Source organism: Nocardia sp. NPDC047038 (genome assembly GCF_040644075.1).
GTDB lineage: Bacteria > Actinomycetota > Actinomycetes > Mycobacteriales > Mycobacteriaceae > Nocardia > Nocardia sichangensis.
Genome location: NZ_JBEYVQ010000017.1, coordinates 94,470 through 114,377 on the forward strand (window position 1 = coordinate 94,470; position 19,908 = coordinate 114,377).

Sequence of the window (19,908 nt, forward strand, 5' to 3'; positions counted from 1 at the left end):
GCGAGCACCGGCTGATCAGGCCGCCGTACCGGCCCGATCGCGGACAGCCACGCGCGACAGACCGACGAGCGAAGCCAAGCGGCGGTGCGAATCCAGCCGCGCATCGCGATCGTAGGTGCTGGTGTGTACGAGGATTTCGTCGGCGCCCGTCCTGCCCACCAGCCGCTCCAGTCGGCCGGCGACCTCGTCCTCGGTTCCGTACAGGTGGCCGCGCAACCCCTCGTCGAAGATCCGGCGCTCCCGAGCGGTCATGGTGCGCGCCTCGATTTCCACGGGCGGTATCAGGGGCGGGAACTCGCCATGGGTGCGCGCGTATGCGCCGGACCACGCCTCCGGCAGCAGCAGCCGATGCGCTTCGGCAGTGCTGTCGGCGATCACGATCGAGGCGGAGACCACGACGTAAGGCGCCGCGCCCACCGCGGCGGGGCGGAACAGGGCACGATAGCGCTCGATAGCCTCCACCATGCGGTCCTCCCCGCCGACCGCGGCGATGACCAGCGGCAGCCCGAAGCGGGCGGCCCGCTCGGCGCCGGACCCGGTGGCCAGCAGGAACGCCGGGATACGCAGCCCTTCGGCGGGCCACGCGTGCACCCCCTGTCTGCCCTCGGCGAAGTACCCCAGCAGCTCGGCGAGCTGGGCGTCGAAGTCCTCCGCGTCGCGCTTGTCGTGCCCCAGCGCTCGCCGCACGCCGTCGGTGAACCCGACCGAGCGGCCGAGACCCATGTCGATGCGTCCCGGGTAGAGCGATTCCAGCACGCCGAACTGCTCGGCGACCACCAGCGGCTGGTGGTTGGGCAGCATCACACCGCCCGTGCCGATCCGGATCCGCTCGGTCGCTCCCGCCGCTGCGGCCGCGAGCACGGTCGGCGCCGAGCCCGCCACGCCGGGCACACTGTGGTGCTCCGACACCCAGAAACGGTGATAGCCCCACTGTTCGGCGAGCTGGGCGAACTCGACGGTCTCCCGTAACGCGGCCGGATGGCTCTGACCGCGCCGGACGCGCGAGCGATCGAGAACGGAGAACCGGACAGGGGAAAGCGCCGAGGTCATATCGGTGTCAACGCGAGCGCGCCGCGCTCATTCCGCCGATTCACGACGGCGTGGGCAGCCCCAGTGCCTGCGCCAGCACCCGCCACGCCTTCGGCAGCTGCGCCTGGAAGTCCGGCCAGGTGTGCATGCCCGCCGCGGTGTACTCCAGGGTGGCGGGGATGTTCAGCTGGGACAGGCGGTCGGCGAACCGCTCGGTGCAGGCCCGGGCGCCCGCTTCCAGCGCAGCACCGCCGCCTGCGGTTTGCAGCGCTTCCGCGACCGACGGGGAGTTCGCGACCGACACCAGATCGGCTCCCGTCGGCAGCCCGGTGGCCGCCGAGAGGTAAACGGCGGTGTCGCGCAGGTTCTCCGCGTGCAGCAGGCTGTCGTGCGCGGCCCACTCCGGTGAGGTCGGCGGGCCCCAGAGATTGTTCACGTTGCCGCCGCGCGAGGCGACCGTGATGGTGGTCACCGCGTGCCCCAGCGGGTCGGCGGTGGAGTAGCACCCGCTCATCCCGGCGACGGCGCGATACCAGCCCGGATGGCGCTGGGCGAGCATCATCGCCGCCTGTGCGCCCATCGACACCCCGGCGATGGCGCGACGCCCGTCGGTGCGCAGCAGCGACTCCACGATGGGCGGGAGCTCGGTGGTGAGGAACGTCTCCCAGCGGTTGAGTCCGAGTGCGGCGTCCTGCCGGACCCAGTCGCTGTACATGCTGCCGGTGCCGCCGCCGGGCAGCACCACGTCCACCGGCTTGCCCGCGAAGAACTCGGCTGCTGCGCCCTTGGTCAGCCATGCGGACGTGGCATCGCCGTCGACGCCGTCGAGTAGGTACAGCACCGGGCGCGGCGCCGCGCCGCTGCCGCGCAGGATGTCGACGGTGATGATCCGGCGCATCGCCGCCGAGGCGATCGACAGCCGTTCGTGCCCCCCGCCCAGGTCCTCGATCGAGAGCAGCCCGGTGCGGGTCATGGCGGGGTCGACGGCGGGCGGCGGGGTCTGCGGCACCGGATCGGCGAGTACGGGCGCAGCGGCGGCGGTGGCGATGAGGGCCATCGCCACCGCGGTGATCGGCATACGTGGGCTCATCCGGCTGCGGCGGCCCGTTCCGCTTGTCTGGCAGCGGCGCGTTCGCGCTGTTCCTCGAACCGGCGCGCCCGGATCTCCAGGTCTTCGAGGTAGGCGTGCAGTTCCTCGCGGGCTCGTTCGCCGTCGCCGGTCAGATCGTCGCGTTCGAAGACGTGCCACGCGCGCAGCACCGGACGCACCACCACATCGAGATGCTGACGCAAGTCGTAGATGCCGTGCTTGGCCAGCAGCACGGCGTTGCGCCGGAAATTCGGCTGGGTCAGCCCCGGCATCTGGAATCGGGTGACCACGCTGGTGATGGCGCGCAGCGCTTCGTTCGGCACCAGGTCGAGGGCCGCGGCGCTGATGTTCCGGTAGAAGATCATGTGCAGGTTCTCGTCGGCGGCAACTCGCTGCAGCATACGCTCGGCGACCGGTTCCCCGCAGGCCGCTCCCGTATTGCGGTGGCTGATCCTGGTCGCGAGCTCCTGCAACGTGACGTAAGCGACCGAATGGAGCAACCGCTCCTCTTCGCCGGGTGTGGCGAAACCGGTGGTCATATGCGCCATCCGCGCCTGCTCCAGCAGCACCGGATCGACCGCGCGGGTCACGACCAGATAGTCGCGCATCACGATGGCGTGGCGGTTCTCCTCGGCGGTCCACCGGCCCACCCAGGTACCCCACACCCCGTCCAGCGAGAACGCCTCCGAGATCTCCCGGTGATACGACGGCAGATTGTCCTCGGTGAGCAGATTGGTGATCATGGCGGTCTGCGCGACCTCGGAAAGCGCGGATTGACCCGGCTCCCAATCGATTCCGCCGAGGGCGGCGAAATTTCGGCCGTCGTCCCACGGCACGTAATCGTGCGGATTCCAGGATTTCGCCTTGCGCAGATGGTCGTTGAGCAGGCGTTCGGCGGTGGGCTCCAGTTCGCGCAGAATATCGCGATCGGTCAACGCGGTGGTCACTCGAACTCCTTTGCTCACCCCCGAGATCAGGGCACAGTCGACGATAGCGGCGGAATATCAGGCAGAACGGCCGATCACGCGATCGTTGGGCGAGGTGACGATGGCCATATGGCCCGGCTGGGGCAGTTCACAAGCCGGGGCATCGCCCGCGTCGGCCACCCGATACAGCCCCGGCGGCCCGCCCGCGGCCCGCAGCCGGTCCAGCAGATCGTGGGCGCGACCGGCCAGTTCCGGGATGCGCGCGGTGCGGCCGGTGGCCACCGTGGCCGTCAACGGAACCTCGGCGGCCTCACCGACGATGGCCAGCACGTCGTCGGTCATGGTGAATGTTCCGGTGCGGGCGGGCACGTCGTCGAGCGGCACCAGCACCGTGCCGCCCGCGGCGGACAGCACCGACAAGGCCCGTGAGCCGAGCGGACCGGCCAGCGCGGCCTGCACGCGGCGGAGCTTGCGCCGGGCCGCGTCCGTGCCCGTGCCGGGTCTTCGCTCGTCCGGATGCGCCGGAATGCCCAGCGCGACGACCTGATACGACCGTGCGATCGGAATGCCTGTCGCCCTGGCGAGTTCGCCGACCGCGTGCCCGCCCAGCAGCGCGGAGACCAGCGTCTGAGCCGCGGTCTGATGTTCCCGCGCGACCGCGCGGTGCTCGTCGACATAAGCGGTCGACGCCGCCACGGTCACCATCTCCAGTACGTGGACCGCCAATCGCGCACCCGCGAGAAAATGATCGGTTCGCTCGTCGGCGACCTCGTCGGCGAGGAATTCCAGCCCGCTACGGATTTCGTCGTGATATGCGCCGAGCACCGTTTCCAGTGTGATGCCCTCCCGCGCCCAGCGCGAGGCGAAACCGGCGATCTCCGGCGGCCGGACCGCTGCGGGCGCCGGACGCGGAGCCAGTAGTTCGACAGCGGCCGCCAGACAATTCCGTGCGGTCGTCGCGACATCGCCGGACGCGTCGCGGCCGGAGCGCCCGGCCAGGTGTGCGACGAGTTTCGATGTCAACGTCTCGGTACTCGTTCTCGACTGCCTGCCCATCATGCCTCCCGAAGGTTAGCGTCGGATCGTGATGGAATCGAGATATGTTCCGCCGCATCGGGTAAGTCATCAGCGGCCGCCCGACCCGTTGGGCGCAATCACAACTTTCGCTGGAATCTCGCGCGGCCCGCGTCCCGCACAGGCAGAACCGCTGCGGCACCGCAATTTTCGGATCCGGCCCGATGTCCGCGGGCGCACCGATTTCCGGAGTGTGTGACGCAGCGCCGTCCGCGCATTTCCGGCGCTGCGTCGAGATCACCCTAGATCCGTTGGCACCGTCCTGAGTAGTCCCCTCCGGTGCCCTGGGGACGGTTCATCGCGACCCACGGCCACGATTGGGACGTCACACAGTCCGTGTCGTCGCCGTGAGCCGGGGCGTCGCGTGCTATGAACCGAGGCATCGAAAGGCAAACCTGTGAGCTGTTCCATCAGATCATCCGAACCGCTGTGCAGCAGATCGCTCCGCCGATAGCATCGAGCGCCGCGCTGCCGTACGGCGTCGCGACGAGTTTCGAAGGGCGACAACACATATGAGCGGTACGCGAGACAAGCTGGACGAGCTGCGGGGGATTCTGGAACTGGCCGAAGAGCCCGCAGGCGAAAACGGCATCGCGAAGCGCAAGACCAAGGGCATTCCCAGCGCGCGGGAGCGAGTGCGCGCGCTACTCGACCCGGGGAGTTTCGTGGAGACCGGCGCGCTGGTGCGCCAGCCGGGCACCCCGGGAGCCATGTACGGCGACGGCGTGGTCACCGGCCGCGGGCGGATCGACGGCAGGCCCGTCGTGGTGATCGCCCACGATCAGACGGTCTTCGGAGGCTCCGTCGGCGAGATGTTCGGCCGCAAGGTCGCCGCGGCGCTGGATTTCGCCACCAGGAACGCCTGCCCGGTCGTCGCGATCAACGACTCCGGCGGCGCCCGCATCCAGGACGCGGTCACCTCGCTGGCCTGGTACGCGCTGATGAGCCGCCGCCAGGAACGACTGTCGGGCTTCGTCCCGCAAGTGTCGATCATGCTGGGCAAATGCGCGGCCGGGTCGGTCTACGCACCGGTCAACACCGACATCCTGATCGCGACCGAGAAGTCCTACATGTTCGTCACCGGCCCCGAGGTGATCAAGGAGGTCACCGGCGAGGAGGTGACCATGGAGGAACTGGGTGGCGCGCAGGCGCAGGCGGCCAACGGCACCGTCCACCATGTCGCCGCCACCGAGCAGGACGCTTTCGACTGGGCCAGAACCTATTTGGGCTACCTGCCATCGAGTTGCCTCGAGCCGGGCCCGGTCGTCAATCCGGGCCTGGAGCCGCAGGTCACGCCGCACGATCTGGAGCTGGACTCGATCGTTCCCGACTCCGATCGGCAGGGCTACGACATGCACGAGATCTTGCTGCGCCTGTTCGACGACGGCGACTTCCACGAGATCAGCGCGGCGACCGCGCAGAACCTGATCACCGGCTTCGCCAGGGTGGACGGGCGCAGCGTCGGGGTGATCGCGAATCAGCCGCTGGTCCTCGGCGGCGCGATCGACGCCAAGTGCTCGGACAAGGCGACGCACTTCATCCGGCTGTGCAATGTCTTCGGGCTGCCGCTGATCTTCGTCGTGGACACCCCCGGCGTGCTGCCCGGCGTGGAGGAAGAGCGCAGCGGAGTGATCAAGCGCGGCGGACGGTTCTTCCGCGCGGTGATCGAGGCGACCGTCCCGATCGTGACCGTCGTGGTCCGCAAGGCCTACGGCGGAGGCTACGCCGTGATGGGCTGCAAGCAACTCGGCTCCGACGTCAGCCTGGCCTGGCCGACCGCGCGCATCGCCGTGATGGGTGCGGAGAGCGCGGTGAGCATCGTCGGCAAACGGCAGCTCGCCCAGGTGGCCCCTGAGGAGCGCGCGGCCGTGCGCGACGCCATGATCGAGCAGTACAACACGACGGTGGCCACGCCGTGGATCGCCGCCGAGCGCGGCTACATCGATGCGGTGATCGAGCCTTCGCAGACGAGACTGGAGATCCGCCGGGCGCTGCGTCTGCTGCGCGAGAAAGAGGCGAGCGCCGAGCCCAACCCCCGCAAGCACAGTCTTTTTCCGGTCTGAGGCGCAGCGGACCCGGTTATGCTGTGTCACAACATAACCGGGTCTATGTGGTGGGATCTCCGGCGATCAGCGGCGAACCGGGCCGTCCGGCACGCCGATGCCTTAATCTCAGGTCAGTGCCGGGCCCGCTTCGTTCGCCGCGTAGCGGCGCGGCACGCGACGTGCCCGCTGCGCCTGTTCCCTACCCTCGCCCGGCGGGCACGCCGCACCAAGGCTCAGCCGTGCCCCCAGGTGAGATCGGCCGCCACCCACTCGGTCTCCCACCTGCGCAGCCGCCGCCGATCGAGACCTCGGCGCAGCAGCAGATAGCTGCCGACGAGCACGATCGAGACGCCGACCACCGCACCGGCGGTCAGCATCACCGCCTTGCTGGCGGGCTGGGTCGACGACGGCGGCTCCACGATCGCGCCGCGTTCGTTCAGCCAGATCGGCACGGTGGAACCCGGCTCGACCACCGTGGTCGACTGATAGTCGCCGGTGTGGGCCACGCCGTCGGCATCCTTCCAGGACACACGCGCGGGCACCACCGGCGCGTACAGCGGCGCCTTCCCGGTTTCGATCACGGTGGCGTCGACTCGATGCAAGCGTGCCGTCTCGGCCCGTACCGCGGCCGTCTCGACGCGGTACACCCGGCCGCCGACGGTCAGCGCGAGTATGGGCACGACTATCAGGAACACCAGGGCCAGCAGCACCGCGACACCGGTCTGCACACGATCTTCACTGCGGCGCAGCGGATTGCGATCCAAGCCGACGCGGCGGCACGTCCGGCGGTACATGTTCACCGACCCGGTAGGCATGACGGTGACTCCTCGTTGCGAATTTCGGCGGTGAGGGTGACGAGGGTGTCGAAGAACTCTTCGACGAGGCCGGGCAGGCCCATCGGATCAGGGCCAGCCGCCCAACTCTGTAGCGCCGCGAGCAGCATGCCCGCACCGGCGCCGACGGCGACGGCCGGACGCGGATCGGTCTGCGGATCCACGCCGAGCCGTGCCGCGATGATCCGGACGGACTCGCGTTGCCCGTCGATGCGGATGCGCTGATAGCCGGCGAACAGTTCCGGTTCGTCCTCGAAGCGCTGGAACAGCGCCCAGCGGCGGGCGAGCAGCGACGCACGGGCCCCGCCGTACTCGGTGGCGAGCCAGTCGTGGACGGCGCCGCGGTAGGCGATCAGGGGCGGCTCGGAAAGGGGACGGTGGCTCAGGGCTTCGTTGAACAGGTGCACATCCTGGTCGACATCGCCGAGAATCGCCTCTTCGATGGACGCGAAGTGCCTGCTGAACGTGCGCCGGGTGACACCGGCCCGCAGCGCGATGTCCTCGACGGCCACCGCGTCGAGCCCCCGCTCGGTGAGCAGGTCGAACGCCGCGCGCGACAGCGCTTCACGGCTGCGCCGAGTGCGCAGCCGACGGCCGTCCAGACCGACACCGTCGTCGCTCATACACCTGAGCATACCCCTATTGTCCCAATGGGACAATACTTTGCTCTTGCCCGGCATGCGCATCACCTCGCAGAGAAGATGCCCGATTCGGGCGCGCTGAATCGCCCGGGAAGACGTCGGGAGGGCGGCCAGCGGCCGGTCAGCTTCTCGGGTTGTCCACCGGTTCGTCGACGGTCGGCGGAATGCCGTCGCGCAAGATCTGGAGCAGCTGGCCGGAATGCTCCGGTGACGGGGCCAGCAGCGAAAGTTGGTTCAGCACCGTGTAGTACACGTCCAGGTCGGCGATCTTGTCCAGATACAGCGCGCTGGTCAGCTGCTGGAGATAGACGATGTCGGGCAGATCGGCCTCGGCGAAGCGCAAGACGGTGAACGCGCCGTCGGTGAGCGCGGGGCCGCCCACGTGATCGGCCAGGATCTGGATCGTGACGTTCGGCCGCGCCGCCGCGTGCAGCACGCGGTCCAGCTGCGCGCGCCAGACGGTCGAGCCGCCGATCCTGCGGCGCAGCGCGGCCTCCTCGATGAGCATCCACACCTGCGGCGGGTGCGGACCGGCGAGGATTTCCTGCCTGCGCATGCGCAGCGCGACCCGGCGTTCGATCGCGTCCTGCGGCTCGCCCGGATGCGACAGTGTGAGCAGCGCGCGGGCGTACTCCGGGGTCTGCAGCAGTTCGGGGACCGCCCGCGGCTCGTAGCAGCGGATCAGCCGGGCCGCCTGTTCCAGCCCGAGGTAAGTGTCGAACCACTTAGGCAACCAGTCGTTGTCTCGCGCCCACCAGCCCGACGCATTGGCCTGCCTGGCCAGTTCCAGGTATCGATCCCGTTCCGCGGGGTCGGTCACCTCGTAGAAGTCGAGCAGGTCGACCAGATCGCGTTCCCGGCAGCCGGTGCGCCCGAGCTCCAGCCGACTGATCTTCGAATGCGACCCGCGAATGGCCTCACCCGCCGCTTCCCTGGTGATCTTCCGGTCCTCGCGCAGGCGACGCAGCCGGCCGCCTAGAACCATCCGCAGCACCGTCGGCCCGCCTCCGGACACCGGCTGAGCGCCGAACCCCGCCGCATCGGCCGCCTGTCGTACGTTCGAAGGACGCATGCCCCGAGTCTGCCATGTTGTCCCAGTCGTTATCTACGGCCGAAAGTCCCTGTACCGCCGCGCATTCGTGGTTCCACCGGGCCGGTCAGGCCGGGCCGGACGGCAGCTCGACGATCTGCGGCTCACGCTCGCGCAAGGCCGCGATGAGGTCGCGGGTGTACTCGGGAGGCGCGGCGTGCACCGACAGCAGATTCGCCACCGCCCGGTAAGCCGCGAGATCGGCGTCCTTGTCCAGATACAGCGCGCCGGTGAGTTGCTGGAGATACACGATGTCCGGCAGATCCGACTCGGCGAAACGCAGCATGGTGAACGCGCCGTCGGAGACCGCGGGGCCGCCGACGTGATCGGCGAGCACCTGCACGGTGATGTTCGGCGCGTCCGCGACCCGCAGCAGGTGGTCGAGCTGGGCCAACCACACCTGCGATCCTCCGATTCTGCGCCGCAGCGCCGCTTCCTCGACGATCAGCCACATCTGAGGTGGGTCCGGCCTGGTCAGGATCTCCTGGCGGCGCATGCGCAGGGCCACGCGCCGCTCGATCGACTCCTCGTCCTCGTGCGGATGCGCGAGCACGAACAACGCGCGGGCGTACTCGGGGGTCTGCAGCAGTTCCGGAACGACCCGCGGCTCGTAGCAGCGGATCAACTGGGCGGCATGCTCCAGCCCGAGATAGGTGTCGAACCACTTCGGCAGCCAGTCGGCGTCGTGATGCCACCATCCCGAGGTGTTCGCCTGCTTGGCCAGCCGCTTGAACTCCGCGCACTCCTCCTCGTCGGTGACGCCGTACAGCGCGAGCAGGTCCACCAGATCCCGCTCCCGGAAGCCGGTACGCCCCAGTTCCAAGCGGCTGATCTTCGAGTGCGAGCCACGGATCGCCTCGCCCGCTTCCTCCAGTGAGATGCCGCACGCCTCACGCAGCCGACGCATCCGCCCGCCGAGGATCATCCGTAGGGCGGTCGGGCCGCCCTCGGCGGCGGGAGCCGTTCCACGAGCGATGGATTCGTTCTGAGGCCGCACTACCGAAGCACGCATGTACCGAGTCTCGCATGTGCGGTGCCCGCACTCCAGCACCGAACCCCACGAACGGCAGCGTATGCGCAGGTGTAAGCACATCCGCAAGATCATTTTCAAGATCGCCGGGATGACTGCTCGTCCCGCAGCCCGAGTACCGCCGGCAGCGACCATCGGTCCGGCAGCAGACGAACTACGGAAGGCAAAGCGACGAGTTGGCCGCGGGTCGCGCGGCGCTACCGAAAACCATTGCGGCCGAGTAGTTCCGCTGCGCGACCGCGCACCGAAGCGATGACCGCACGACCCGGTGCCCGCCGCCGCCGAATCCGGTGACGGCGGGCCGCTCGGTTCAGCGCAGCACTACGTCCGCCGTCGCGCGACCGAACAGCTTGCGGTCACCGCAGGTCGCGGTCAAAGCGATGGTGGCCGCACGGCGCTGTGGGTCCAATTGCTTGACCCGACCGCGGAATTCGATCGCGCTCGCCCTGGTCGCCGGAACCGGGGCGAACCCGGCGAACCGCACCCCGTACCGCGTGACGGCGGCCGGATCACCGAGCCACGAGGTGAGATACCCGGCGCCGATGCCCATGGTCAGCAGTCCGTGCGACACCACGTCGGGCAGTCCGGCGCTGCGCGCGACCACGTCGCTGAAGTGGATCGGGTTCGAATCACCGGAGACGCCTGCGTAATTCACCAGATCACCACGAGACAGCAGCACTGTTCGCGGGGCCAGTTCCATGCCGACGGACAGGTCCTCGAAAGCGGGGACGGTGCGGGGCGTGCGCGACTCGTCGGGGGTGTCCGCTTGCAACGCCTCGTCGAAGCTCTCGACCAGCCCGCCGTCGTCGCCGGACCCGCGCCCGGCCGCCGCGTTCTCACGGTCGGCGGCCGACTGCCCGGTCATGATCACGCCCTCGACCGCCGCGCGCAGATCGGCGGCGAGGTCCACCCCGGTCTGCGCCACCGCCGTGGTGTGCGCGGTCTGCAACACTTCCTTGTGCTGGTTGCTCAGCACGTTCCTGGTGACCATGAAGTCCTTGTCACCGAACTGCCGGAACGACTCGATGTAGGATTCGCACCGCACCTGGTCGCCCGCGACGATCGGCCGGTGCACCCGGATCGTCTGCTCCGTCTGCAGCACCTGGCCGAGGTCGTACCCGGTGAGCACGGACTCGAACATCTTGCGCTGCATCAACATGAGCACGATCGACGAGAACGTCATCGGCGCGACGAGCCCGTCGAAGCCGAGTTCCGCCGCGGCGTCTTCGTACCGGTGGGCGGGATGGCCGTCCTGCAGCGCTCGCGCGAACTCCCGGATTTTCTCGCGCCCCACCTCGTATGAGTCGGTCAGGCGATAGTGCCGCCCCACCAGTGCCTTGGCTTGTTCGGACGCGGTGGTCGTGATGTCGTTCATGTGCCTCTCTCGGGAATCCGCCGTCACCCCCGACCGGCCCGGCCCACCGTACCGAAGCCGCGACGACGCCGCAGGAGCGCCCTCGCCAGATCTGGGCATACCAACCGAAGGGCCGAAGGGGGACACAGTCTTGATCGCCATCGCGGGCGCACCGCGTTACCGGATTCCCCCGAGCGCCGTCACACGGTCAGCACTCGTCGGGCGCAGGCACTCCCCGCAGCCTGTCGTCCAGCCAGATCATGGCTTCCGGATAACCGAGCGCACCGGCGATGATGTGCTCACCCAGCACACTGCGGTACACCGCGGGCACGCCGAGGCCGCACTGCTCCAGATAGAGATCGCGCGCGCCCTCGGCCGGGATCCAGAACTCCTGCTCGCCGTTGTAGACGTAGAGCGGAGTCGCCGACCGCATCCCGGCCATCTTCGTCACCCGATAGATGTCCGCGGCCAGCGCCGAATGCAGCGGATCGGGGAAATTCGCGGCGATGTCGATCGGCAGCATCAGCACGCCGATCGCTCCGAAGCTGCTGCCGCACATGTTCTTCACCGGCGAGGTGGCCACCCATCGGGCGAGATTGTTCATCCCGGCCAGGATCTCCGGCCGCTCGCGGCCGATGCCGAACACGGCACCCATGAATATCGCCGAGGCGAGGTTGCCGTTCATGCTGCGGGCCAGGATCTCGAAGTCGGCGGGCACGCCGCCCAGCGCCGCGCCCACGATCACGTCCGCCAATTCCGGTGCGTAGCCGTCGATCAGCTTCACCGCCCCGTGCGTCGCGATCGCGCCGCCGGAATATCCCGCCAGGCCGAACTTCGCGGCGCCGAACTCCTCCGGCAGCAGCCCGCGCACCGCCCGGATCGAGTCGAGTACGGCGTGCCCGGCCACGATGGGTTCGGCGTAGGCCATCGAAGGGCCCTCGTGGTCCGGGATCAGCACGGCGTACCCGCGCAGCGCCGCCAGATGCGTCGTAGGCGGGAGGAAGTCGGTGGTGCTGGTGTCGGGGTTGAGCCCGTGCGCGAGGGTGTATCCCGGCGTGCAGGTACGGCCGAGGGCATCGATGGGCAGGTTGTTCACCACCACCGGCCGCTGACCGGGCCCTGGCCACGGTGCGGCGGGAACGATCAGCGTCGCCGTGGCGTACGACGGTGCGCCGTGCGCGTCCGTCGTACGGTACTTCACCAGCAGCGCACGCTGGATCGGCAGCAGCAGCAACGGCGCGGCCGTCGCGCGCACGTCGCGGACCTCGATGACCTGTCCCTCGGCCGATTCGTCGAGATTCGCGGGCCGTAGGTCGAACATCGGGTCGCCGACGGCGGAGGGCAGCGTGGCCGAGCGCAGCGCGGCCAGCGACGGCGACAGCGTAGTCGCCTCGTGCGCAGGCGAAATCGGCTCCGGCAGCGGCGCGATCGGCGGCGGCGGGATCACCTGATCGATGAGTTGTTGTAGCGCGGGCAGCAACCCGCCCGGCGGCGGCGCGGGCGGCGGCTCTGCGGCGGCGGGGACGGCCAGGACCGAGCTGGCGGCGAGCAATGCCACAGCAATGGCACGCGAAATCTTCATGGCACACGCCTTCGGGTGCGAACGGCAACGTCGTCTGGCACCCGGGCGCACTGGCCTTCGACCCCCGAAATGTCCCCTGTCAGACCGGGAGCCAGGACGTCAGGCTACGTCAGCGCCCTGGACTGGACGCAGTAAAGCGTCCGAGTTGTGTTGTCGCGTATCCATATCGCAACAACCGGCCGAGACCCCTTTCCGAAGAGTGGGGTCCCGGCTCGGCCGTTCACATATCGTCGCTCAGCAATTGCTCGGCGCCGGCTCCCCTCGGAAACGAGCGTCCAGCCAGTTCAGTGCCGCGGGAATACCGAGCACCGCCGCGGTCAAATGGTCCGGCACCGGGATCTCCTCGGTCTGCACCCTGGCGCCCGCCGAGCACCATCGCTTGTCGGTGTTGACCACCGCGTCGATCGGGATGAGGCCGTCGATCGGCGAATGCCATTCGAACACCGGCGTCTTCGGCACGCCGTCGTAGAGTTCGAGGCTGTTCTCCTCGACCACGGCGCGCGCGGTGTTGTCGGTGATCATCGAGGTCGTCTTGGCGAAGTCCAGCGCACCGTGACCCGCCCCCGTCGAGAGGATGTCGTTGGTGCAGCTGTTGGCGATCTGCGCGCGAGCGGCCAGACCACGTTCGTTCAGCTGGTCGCTCAGCGGGAAGCGAGTCGGGTACTCCCGTTCCAGCCCGAACCCGGCGGCGAACGCCAGACCGAACACCGGGTGCGGGTTGAGCCCCAGCCCCTCGAGCATCTTCACCAGATTCATCGGCACGCCGCCCATGGCCGCGCCCGCGATGTCGAGTTCCGGAGCGTACTTCGGCTGCAGAGCCGCGGCCCACGCGGTGGCCATCCCGCCGCCGGAGTATCCGACCATCGCCACCGGGCTGCGCTGCACCCCGAGTTCGTTGACCTGCTTGACGGCGCGGATCCCGTCGAGCGTGATCTGCCCGCCGAGTTTCGCGGCGCCGTAGGCGAAATTCGGGCCGAGGTGGTCGGGCAGCGCGACGCTCCAGCCGCGCGCCAGCAGCACGTTCCAGCCGGGCGCTTCCCGCACGACGAGGTTCGGGTCGCCGGTGTAGAGCACCCGGGAGACCGAGCACTCCGAGCCGAGCCCGTTGATGATGTGCTGGAACGACAGCAGCGGACCGTCCGCGCGATGCGCCTTCGGCGTCAGCACCGTGGTGGTCGCCGCGATCGGTTTCCCCTCCGAACTCGTCGACCGGAATCGGATCACGGTCACCGTGGTCTCCGGGAAGATCGCCAGCGGCGGCATCACCCTGGTCGCGATCACGTCGCCGGGCTTGCGGTCGGCGATGTCCGCGGGCGTCGCGTAGAAGGGATCCGGATCGGGTTCGGGATACAGCGGCGCGCTGGTCGCCGCGCCGGCCATGCTCGCGATCAGCACCAGCCCCGCGGCCATCGCTCCGATCGCACGTGCGAGACGTCTTCGCCCCACTCCCCTACCCAACGAACGTGGGCGCTGACTCATCGACGTGTGCCTCCTGAATCGTCCGACGCTGTGCTCATCCTCGGCAACATCACCCGCGCTGGGTACCGCCCGACGCGATCATGTTGACAATTCACAAGTTTGGGTCGCCCGGGCTGTGCCCGCGATGCGCCCCGGCTGGTGACTGTACCCCACGACGCCACGTCCGTTCTGTGACATTTCCAGCCGATAACCTGCAACATGTTCTCAGCAGTGGCGGCCCTTTACCGTCAGTCCTACCGGCGCGGCTGCCGCGCAGGCCGGAAGGAGACAGTGGCATGGACGGCACTGTGCGCAGACTCGCTGACCGCGACGACACCCAAGAACCGCCGACCCGGCGTATCACCGTCTACTTCGACGGGCCCACTCCCGAGGACGCGCTGGTCCTCGAATACGCGGCCACCAAAACCGAGGCGTGGGAGTTCACCTCGGCCGCCGCACACGCCGGGCTCACCGTCACCGTCGACGGCCAGGTCCGTCCCGGCCTGCGCAGGCTACCGTGCCATTCGCTCTGGCGCTGAGTGAGCGGACTCAGGGCCGATCGAGCACGCCGCGCAGGAAGTCGAGCGCGTCGGGAAACGCCTCGCGCGCCGCGCCGAGATGATCGCCGGGATACCAGTCCACCCGCAGATCGGTGTCCGCGCAGCGCAGCTCGGCGATCAGCTCGAGCGTCAGCGGCGCGGGCACCTCCAGATCCGTCAGCCCTTGACCGAGGTACAACGGCACCGAGTAGCCGCTCGTCGGCACCTTCAACATCGCGCGCACCGCTGCCAGCAGCGCGGGGTCGTCCAATGGCCGCGACAGCATGGCCCCGATGCCGATGCCGGATACCTGCGCGTCCGCCTCGGCGGCGCAGTCCGCTTCCACGATGCGCAGGACGTCCCGGCCCACCGGGGTCAGGTAGCCGTCGATGTCCAGCTCCGGCGCACTGGCGCGCAATCCGGCCAGCAGCATGCCGAAATAGGTCGTCGTCTTCTGCAGCGGCAGCCGCGGCAACCAGGGCCCGGCCAGCGGGAACATCGCGTCCAGATTCGACGGCGCGCCGGTCGCGGCCGCCCCGCGCAGATCGAGTTCCGGTGCGTCGCCGGGCGCGAGATGGGCGGTGAACAGCGCCGCGTGCCCGCCCTGCGACTGACCGAACACCGCCCAGCGGGTACCGAGCGAAGGGGCGACCGCCCGTGCCGCGCGCACGCCGTCGATGATGCTGCGGGCCTGGGCGGGACCGTCCAGATAGGGATGCACGCCGGGGGTGCCGAGTCCGACGTAGTCGGAGATCACCACCGCATTGCCCGCGCGCAGCAGATCCGGGTACACCGACGTCAGGTAGTAGTCCCGGGGTCGCAGCGTGAACGCGCACTCGTCGGCGATCCCGGAAGTGCCGTGCGCGTAGGCGACGATCGGCCAACCCCCTTGCGGCGGAGCGCCTTCGGGCAGATAGAGCACTCCGGTGCTCAGCATGGGCCCGCGCGGGCCACGCGACCAATACGTCAGCCGTTCGGCGGTCGTCGCCCCTGCCACGTGCAGACGGTCCGCCAGTTCCGCCAGGTCCGTCACGGTGCCGGGCGCCTCGTCCACCCCGGCGTCAGCGGGCCCGGCCAACGCGACCGTCACCGAGACCACGACGCCCGCCGCCCCCACCATGAACCGTCCACACCGCACCGACCGACTATCCCCAGCCGCGGCCGCACCGGCAAGCCACCACAATCGGTGGCCCGGCCGGGCGACCTCGCCGGGACCGCCCGGGCTCGCTAGGCTCGGATGAGCACGCCGGAAACCGGTGCCGAGGAGAACACAGGAGGCTCGACCGTGGCGCAGCGGTACCCGTATCGCCTCGTCACCCGGCGCCGCGCCGCCGTACTGCTCGCGGCGGGGCTGCTGCCTCTGCCGATCGCCTGTGGAAACGATTCGCCCGATCCTTCGGCGGACCCGACCACGACCGCCGGCACCACGACCACGACCGTACCGACCGCGCCGATATCGATACCGCCGGCCGCCGTGCCGTCCGTCGACCCCTACGCGGGACAGCCGCTGATCGATCACGTCGCCTGGACCGAAGCGATCGACGGACCCCGGCTGCTCGTCTTCCCGACGCAGGCCGGTCGGCGGACCACCTTTCCCGGCTCGGACGAACGGGCGTGGCAGGAGGTCGTGGCCGAGTCGGCGGACGCGGACGCACCGGGCATGCGCGATCAGTTCGTCTGCCACTGGGCGTGGGCCCGGCTGGTCCAGCCGGACAAGCCGAGCTGGAACCTGGAACCGTGGCGCCCGGCGGTGGGCTACCAGGCCACCGTCGAAGCGCGCTGTAATCCCGGCGGCCCCGAGCGCTGAGCGCGGGCGCCGCCCCGACCGGAAGGAGCGATCCATGCGCGTCGTCATCGCAGGCGGACACGGGAAGATCGCATTGCTGCTGGCCCCATTGCTCACCGCGAACGGCCACGAGGTCGCCGCCCTCATCCGCGACCCCGAGCACGCCGCCGACGTACGCGCCACCGGCGCCGAACCGGTGCTGTGCGATCTGGAGAAGGCGGGCACAGACGAGGTGGAGGACGTTGTAAAAGGCGGCGACGCGGCGGTTTTCGCCGCCGGCGCCGGGCAGGGCAGCGGCGTGGACCGGAAATACACCGTCGACCTGGGCGGCTCCGTCCGGCTGGCCGAGACCGCCGAGCGCACCGGAGTGCGCCGCTTCCTGCAGATCTCCACGATGGGCGCGGGGCAGCCGGTCGCTCCCGGTTCCGACGACGTGTGGGCGGCGTACATCGACGCGAAGACCAAGGCCGAAGACGATCTGCGCGAGAGAGATCTCGACTGGACCATTGTGCGCCCCGGCCGCCTGACCGACTCCCCCGGCACCGGTCTGGTGACTCTCGCGCCGGCCCCGGTCGGGCGCAGCGAGGTCCCGCGCGCCGATGTGGCGGCCGTACTGGCCGGACTGCTGCCCGCCGCGCCCGCATACGGGCTGACCCTCGAACTCGTCTCGGGTGACACTCCGATTAGCCAGGCAATTGCACATCTGACCGATTGAGCTGTCGCGCACCCCGCTACCGCCCTTGCCGATCGACCGCAACGGTCACGATGGGAGAACAACCGTGTTCAGTCGAATCGTCTCGATGAAGATCCGCCCCGGCTCCCGCGCCGAGTTCCTGGCAGCCATATCCCGCAGCGCCGACGCCTCCGTCCGGACCGAGCCCGGCTGTCTGCGCTTCGACATCTGCGCAGATCGGGTGGACCCCCACCGATTCTTTCTCTATCAGCTCTACACCGACGACGAGGCGGCGGAAGCACACCGTTTCACCGAACATTTTCTTGCTTGGCGGGCCGCGGCGGACCAATTCGTCGAGCCGGGTACACAGATCGATTACAGCACGGACGTCCTATTCGGCCGCGACTGAAATTTCGCGTCGGGCACCGTTTCCGCAAACTTCCGGCCGCGAAATACGCAGTGCGCACGTGCAATCGATCGTGCAGATGTGCTTGCATCTGAAAGGTACGGCGGCATAAACTCGGTCCCGCAACGCTTTACAGGGGACCACCAGGGGAGGCCGCGTGGGCGAGCCGAAGGCCGAAGCCGCCATGGGTTTGCCGCCGCCAGAAACAGGGGCATTCGAATGGAACATCCACTTACCGGCGGCCGGTTCGGATCAGCCGACACCGCACTGGCCGACCAGCCGGCGAACGGTAGACATATGAGCACATTATCGGCCCACAGCGGCCACACCGATACCGTATTTTCCCGAGAAACCGCCGTGGCATACGTGATCGATGCCGTCGAATCCACCGGGGCGGCGACTCGGCACGATTTCGATATCGACCGCATCGTCAGCACCGCGCACGCGATGGCCGACGACTGGGATCTCGAGGCATTGCAGCCCGCTACATTCTGGCGAATCGCCTCCAGCTTCATCAAGCAGTAGATCGTCCCGCCGTCCGAGCCCGGCGGATAACGAAATTTTCGGCGGCTACCACCGCCGAGCGATTGGACAGCAAAGAAAAACCGAGCGGCCACCTCCGATTTGGGAGGTGGCCGCTCGGCGTATCGGGTCTTCGGCGGCGCCGAGACTACCGCGTGGCCTCAGCGCCCTTCGGCATACTTCTCCATGATCGCGATCGACTTGTCCGGGCGCTCGGCCTGCACACTGAGGCGGTCCATCACCGACAGGTACAACGCCAGGTCTTGCCGCCGCTCGAGATACAACGCGCTGGTCAACTGTTCGAGATACACGATGTCCGGCAGTTCGGCCTCGGCGAAACGCAGAATGCTGAAGGAGCTGCCCGCCGCGGCGTGCTCCCCCGCGGTGAACGGCAGCACCTGGATCGTCACATTGGGCAGCTTCGCCAGCCGGACCAGATGCAGCATCTGCTCTCGATGCACCTGCGCGCCACCGACGGGCCGCACCAACGCGGCCTCGTCGAGCACCGCCCACACCACCGGCGGGTCCGAGCGGAAGAGGATTTCCTGCCTGCGCTGACGCACCGCGACCCGCCGATCCGTATCGGCGTCCTCGTACCCGAGCGATACGACCGCCCGGGCGTATTCGGGCGTTTGCAGCAGTCCGGGAACAAGATGCGACTCGTAGGTGCGGATCTTGCTCGCGGCCTGTTCCAGGCCGAGGTAGGTGCCGAACCACTGCGGCAGCAGGTCGCTGTAGCGATGCCACCAGCCGGGCTCGTTGGCCTGCCTGGCCAACTCGAGGAACGACTCGCGCTCCTCGGCGTCGTGAACGCCGTAAAGGGTCAGCAGGTCGCGGATGTCGCGTTCCTTGAAGCCGGTACGGCCCAACTCGAGACGACTGATCTTGGCGTGCGATCCCCGGATCGCATCACCCGCCGCTTCACGGGTGATGCCCTTCTTCTCCCGAAGCTTGCGCAGCTGGCCGCCCAATGCGATGCGTAGCACGGTCGGACCACGTTCCGCGACAACGGATTGCACATGACCATCGTCATCGGGTTCAGCGATCATCGAGTTCGTCTCCGATACTCCGGGGGTTGCCCACAGTGTGTCACAACCACCTGTCGCGAGACACACCGCACCGACCGCTAATGTTACCGCTCAGCTAGTCAAATAGTCGAACTCCCCGGCCTTCGCGCCGCGGACGAACGCGTCGATCTCCGGACGCGTGTAGATCAAGACCCCGCCTTCCGGGTCCCGCGAGTTACGTACTGCCACCTGGCCGTTGGCCGTTTCGGCCACCTCGACGCAGTTGCCGCTCGGATTACTGAAGGAACTCTTTCGCCAAGTTCCGATGATCTCGTTGGTGGATGTATCCGACATCTTCCCCACTCCTCCGTTACCGCAGTCAGGCGATTCGGTTCGTGCAGATGCACGTTCAAACGTTCTTGCATCTGCACCGACACCGGACGATAGCACGAAGTTCGCCCTCTGTGCGCCCACGGATCGGCGTCATCCGGCGACAGATGTGAAACACGATCACCTCGACCCGGAAACACCGAGATCAGCTCCCCGATCCACCCCTCTGGACGCGCGCGAATCTTGTACTGTCACAGTGCACATCGGATGTACCAGTCATTCGCGACAACCCCACGCACCCACCTGCACGGCAGTGCCGCGGACCCGTTTCTGCCTAGGAGTACAACCCCATGACCGAAGACCACAGCCCCCTCATCCGAACCGACATACCCCACTCAGCGCGCATCTGGAACTACTGGATGGGCGGCAAGGACTATTACGAGATCGACCGCATCGCAGGCGATGCCGGGATCGAGGTGGATCCGGACATCAC

General features: G+C 68.5%; 21 protein-coding genes. 7 read left to right on the plus strand and 14 right to left on the minus strand.

What is annotated here, in order from left to right:
• Positions 1 to 15: 15 nt before the first annotated feature.
• From ABZ824_RS33640 to ABZ824_RS33655, 4 genes are read right to left on the minus strand one after another with little or no spacing between them, the layout of a single operon-like run.
• A complete protein-coding gene (locus tag ABZ824_RS33640; protein WP_356968201.1) occupies positions 16 to 1,050 on the minus strand; it encodes an LLM class flavin-dependent oxidoreductase in 1,035 nt (344 codons plus the stop codon).
• Between the two features lie 40 nt (positions 1,051 to 1,090).
• Complete coding sequence (locus tag ABZ824_RS33645) at positions 1,091 to 2,107, minus strand: alpha/beta hydrolase family protein (RefSeq protein ID WP_355078397.1); 1,017 nt, start codon at positions 2,105 to 2,107, stop codon at positions 1,091 to 1,093.
• Between the two features lie 8 nt (positions 2,108 to 2,115).
• Positions 2,116 to 3,066 (minus strand): acyl-ACP desaturase, encoded by a 951-nt coding sequence (locus ABZ824_RS33650; RefSeq protein WP_355078398.1) that lies wholly within the window; start codon positions 3,064 to 3,066, stop codon positions 2,116 to 2,118.
• 57 nt (positions 3,067 to 3,123) lie between these two features.
• Positions 3,124 to 4,068 (minus strand): transcriptional regulator, encoded by a 945-nt coding sequence (locus ABZ824_RS33655; protein ID WP_356968203.1) that lies wholly within the window; start codon positions 4,066 to 4,068, stop codon positions 3,124 to 3,126.
• 563 nt (positions 4,069 to 4,631) lie between these two features.
• On the opposite strand from ABZ824_RS33655, the gene ABZ824_RS33660 reads away from it, so the two are divergent.
• Complete coding sequence (locus ABZ824_RS33660; protein ID WP_356968206.1) at positions 4,632 to 6,182, plus strand: acyl-CoA carboxylase subunit beta; 1,551 nt, start codon at positions 4,632 to 4,634, stop codon at positions 6,180 to 6,182.
• A 215-nt stretch (positions 6,183 to 6,397) separates the two neighbouring features.
• On the opposite strand, the gene ABZ824_RS33665 is transcribed toward ABZ824_RS33660, so the two are convergent.
• The 7 genes from ABZ824_RS33665 to ABZ824_RS33695 form a co-directional block, all read right to left on the minus strand.
• Positions 6,398 to 6,979, minus strand: a complete 582-nt coding sequence (locus ABZ824_RS33665; protein WP_356968208.1) for a hypothetical protein — start codon at positions 6,977 to 6,979, stop codon at positions 6,398 to 6,400.
• A complete protein-coding gene (locus ABZ824_RS33670; protein ID WP_355078402.1) occupies positions 6,961 to 7,620 on the minus strand; it encodes a helix-turn-helix domain-containing protein in 660 nt (219 codons plus the stop codon). Before ABZ824_RS33670 ends, ABZ824_RS33665 begins: the two co-directional genes overlap by 19 nt.
• Before the next feature lie 139 nt (positions 7,621 to 7,759).
• Positions 7,760 to 8,710 carry a helix-turn-helix transcriptional regulator gene (locus ABZ824_RS33675; protein WP_356968210.1) on the minus strand — a complete coding sequence of 317 codons (951 nt, stop codon included), beginning with the start codon at positions 8,708 to 8,710 and terminating at the stop codon, positions 7,760 to 7,762.
• Positions 8,711 to 8,795: 85 nt separating this feature from the next.
• The gene (locus ABZ824_RS33680; RefSeq protein ID WP_356968212.1) at positions 8,796 to 9,740 is read right to left on the minus strand and encodes a helix-turn-helix transcriptional regulator; all 945 of its coding nucleotides are present in this window, start codon (positions 9,738 to 9,740) and stop codon (positions 8,796 to 8,798) included.
• Between the two features lie 328 nt (positions 9,741 to 10,068).
• Entirely contained in the window at positions 10,069 to 11,133 is a 1,065-nt protein-coding gene (locus tag ABZ824_RS33685; protein WP_356968214.1) for a fused (3R)-hydroxyacyl-ACP dehydratase subunits HadA/HadB, read from the minus strand.
• Positions 11,134 to 11,320: 187 nt separating this feature from the next.
• Positions 11,321 to 12,694: a lipase family protein gene (locus ABZ824_RS33690; protein ID WP_355078406.1), complete on the minus strand. Its 1,374-nt coding sequence runs from the start codon at positions 12,692 to 12,694 to the stop codon at positions 11,321 to 11,323.
• A 234-nt stretch (positions 12,695 to 12,928) separates the two neighbouring features.
• A complete protein-coding gene (locus ABZ824_RS33695) occupies positions 12,929 to 14,104 on the minus strand; it encodes a lipase family protein (RefSeq protein ID WP_355078407.1) in 1,176 nt (391 codons plus the stop codon).
• Positions 14,105 to 14,448: 344 nt separating this feature from the next.
• On the opposite strand from ABZ824_RS33695, the gene ABZ824_RS33700 reads away from it, so the two are divergent.
• Positions 14,449 to 14,691: a hypothetical protein gene (locus ABZ824_RS33700; RefSeq protein WP_356968216.1), complete on the plus strand. Its 243-nt coding sequence runs from the start codon at positions 14,449 to 14,451 to the stop codon at positions 14,689 to 14,691.
• A 10-nt stretch (positions 14,692 to 14,701) separates the two neighbouring features.
• On the opposite strand, the gene ABZ824_RS33705 is transcribed toward ABZ824_RS33700, so the two are convergent.
• Positions 14,702 to 15,829 (minus strand): lipase family protein, encoded by a 1,128-nt coding sequence (locus ABZ824_RS33705; RefSeq protein ID WP_356968218.1) that lies wholly within the window; start codon positions 15,827 to 15,829, stop codon positions 14,702 to 14,704.
• Positions 15,830 to 15,928: 99 nt separating this feature from the next.
• Here ABZ824_RS33705 and ABZ824_RS33710 point away from each other — a divergent pair, with 99 nt between their 5' ends.
• The 4 genes from ABZ824_RS33710 (at position 15,929) to ABZ824_RS33725 (ending at position 18,081) form a co-directional block, all read left to right on the plus strand.
• Entirely contained in the window at positions 15,929 to 16,498 is a 570-nt protein-coding gene (locus tag ABZ824_RS33710) for a DUF2599 domain-containing protein (protein ID WP_356968220.1), read from the plus strand.
• A 34-nt stretch (positions 16,499 to 16,532) separates the two neighbouring features.
• On the plus strand, positions 16,533 to 17,192 hold the full coding sequence (locus ABZ824_RS33715; protein ID WP_356968221.1) for an SDR family oxidoreductase: 660 nt from the start codon (positions 16,533 to 16,535) through the stop codon (positions 17,190 to 17,192).
• Positions 17,193 to 17,256: 64 nt separating this feature from the next.
• Positions 17,257 to 17,559, plus strand: coding sequence for a putative quinol monooxygenase (locus ABZ824_RS33720; protein ID WP_043690427.1), 303 nt, complete (start codon positions 17,257 to 17,259; stop codon positions 17,557 to 17,559).
• A 294-nt stretch (positions 17,560 to 17,853) separates the two neighbouring features.
• Positions 17,854 to 18,081 carry a hypothetical protein gene (locus ABZ824_RS33725; protein ID WP_356968223.1) on the plus strand — a complete coding sequence of 76 codons (228 nt, stop codon included), beginning with the start codon at positions 17,854 to 17,856 and terminating at the stop codon, positions 18,079 to 18,081.
• A gap of 158 nt (positions 18,082 to 18,239) precedes the next feature.
• On the opposite strand, the gene ABZ824_RS33730 is transcribed toward ABZ824_RS33725, so the two are convergent.
• On the minus strand, positions 18,240 to 19,127 hold the full coding sequence (locus tag ABZ824_RS33730; RefSeq protein WP_355078413.1) for a helix-turn-helix transcriptional regulator: 888 nt from the start codon (positions 19,125 to 19,127) through the stop codon (positions 18,240 to 18,242).
• Positions 19,128 to 19,217: 90 nt separating this feature from the next.
• Positions 19,218 to 19,439 carry a DUF397 domain-containing protein gene (locus tag ABZ824_RS33735; protein ID WP_039797917.1) on the minus strand — a complete coding sequence of 74 codons (222 nt, stop codon included), beginning with the start codon at positions 19,437 to 19,439 and terminating at the stop codon, positions 19,218 to 19,220.
• 326 nt (positions 19,440 to 19,765) lie between these two features.
• Between ABZ824_RS33735 and ABZ824_RS33740 the strand changes: the two genes are divergently transcribed.
• On the plus strand, positions 19,766 to 19,908 hold a 143-nt coding region (locus ABZ824_RS33740), incomplete at its 3' end, for an SAM-dependent methyltransferase (protein ID WP_356968226.1).

What these genes read in the sequence shown, in the direction of transcription:
- ABZ824_RS33640 (WP_356968201.1), bottom strand. Translation starts at nt 1,050, where the DNA reads ATGACCTCGGCGCTTTCCCCTGTCCGGTTCTCCGTTCTCGATCGCTCG.
- ABZ824_RS33645 (WP_355078397.1), bottom strand. Translation starts at nt 2,107, where the DNA reads ATGCCGATCACCGCGGTGGCGATGGCCCTCATCGCCACCGCCGCCGCT.
- ABZ824_RS33660 (WP_356968206.1), top strand. Translation starts at nt 4,632, where the DNA reads ATGAGCGGTACGCGAGACAAGCTGGACGAGCTGCGGGGGATTCTGGAA.
- ABZ824_RS33665 (WP_356968208.1), bottom strand. Translation starts at nt 6,979, where the DNA reads ATGCCTACCGGGTCGGTGAACATGTACCGCCGGACGTGCCGCCGCGTC.
- ABZ824_RS33670 (WP_355078402.1), bottom strand. Translation starts at nt 7,620, where the DNA reads ATGAGCGACGACGGTGTCGGTCTGGACGGCCGTCGGCTGCGCACTCGG.
- ABZ824_RS33675 (WP_356968210.1), bottom strand. Translation starts at nt 8,710, where the DNA reads ATGCGTCCTTCGAACGTACGACAGGCGGCCGATGCGGCGGGGTTCGGC.
- ABZ824_RS33680 (WP_356968212.1), bottom strand. Translation starts at nt 9,740, where the DNA reads ATGCGTGCTTCGGTAGTGCGGCCTCAGAACGAATCCATCGCTCGTGGA.
- ABZ824_RS33685 (WP_356968214.1), bottom strand. Translation starts at nt 11,133, where the DNA reads ATGAACGACATCACGACCACCGCGTCCGAACAAGCCAAGGCACTGGTG.
- ABZ824_RS33690 (WP_355078406.1), bottom strand. Translation starts at nt 12,694, where the DNA reads ATGAAGATTTCGCGTGCCATTGCTGTGGCATTGCTCGCCGCCAGCTCG.
- ABZ824_RS33695 (WP_355078407.1), bottom strand. Translation starts at nt 14,104, where the DNA reads ATGGCCGCGGGGCTGGTGCTGATCGCGAGCATGGCCGGCGCGGCGACC.
- ABZ824_RS33700 (WP_356968216.1), top strand. Translation starts at nt 14,449, where the DNA reads ATGGACGGCACTGTGCGCAGACTCGCTGACCGCGACGACACCCAAGAA.
- ABZ824_RS33710 (WP_356968220.1), top strand. Translation starts at nt 15,929, where the DNA reads ATGAGCACGCCGGAAACCGGTGCCGAGGAGAACACAGGAGGCTCGACC.
- ABZ824_RS33715 (WP_356968221.1), top strand. Translation starts at nt 16,533, where the DNA reads ATGCGCGTCGTCATCGCAGGCGGACACGGGAAGATCGCATTGCTGCTG.
- ABZ824_RS33725 (WP_356968223.1), top strand. Translation starts at nt 17,854, where the DNA reads ATGAGCACATTATCGGCCCACAGCGGCCACACCGATACCGTATTTTCC.
- ABZ824_RS33730 (WP_355078413.1), bottom strand. Translation starts at nt 19,127, where the DNA reads ATGATCGCTGAACCCGATGACGATGGTCATGTGCAATCCGTTGTCGCG.
- ABZ824_RS33735 (WP_039797917.1), bottom strand. Translation starts at nt 19,439, where the DNA reads ATGTCGGATACATCCACCAACGAGATCATCGGAACTTGGCGAAAGAGT.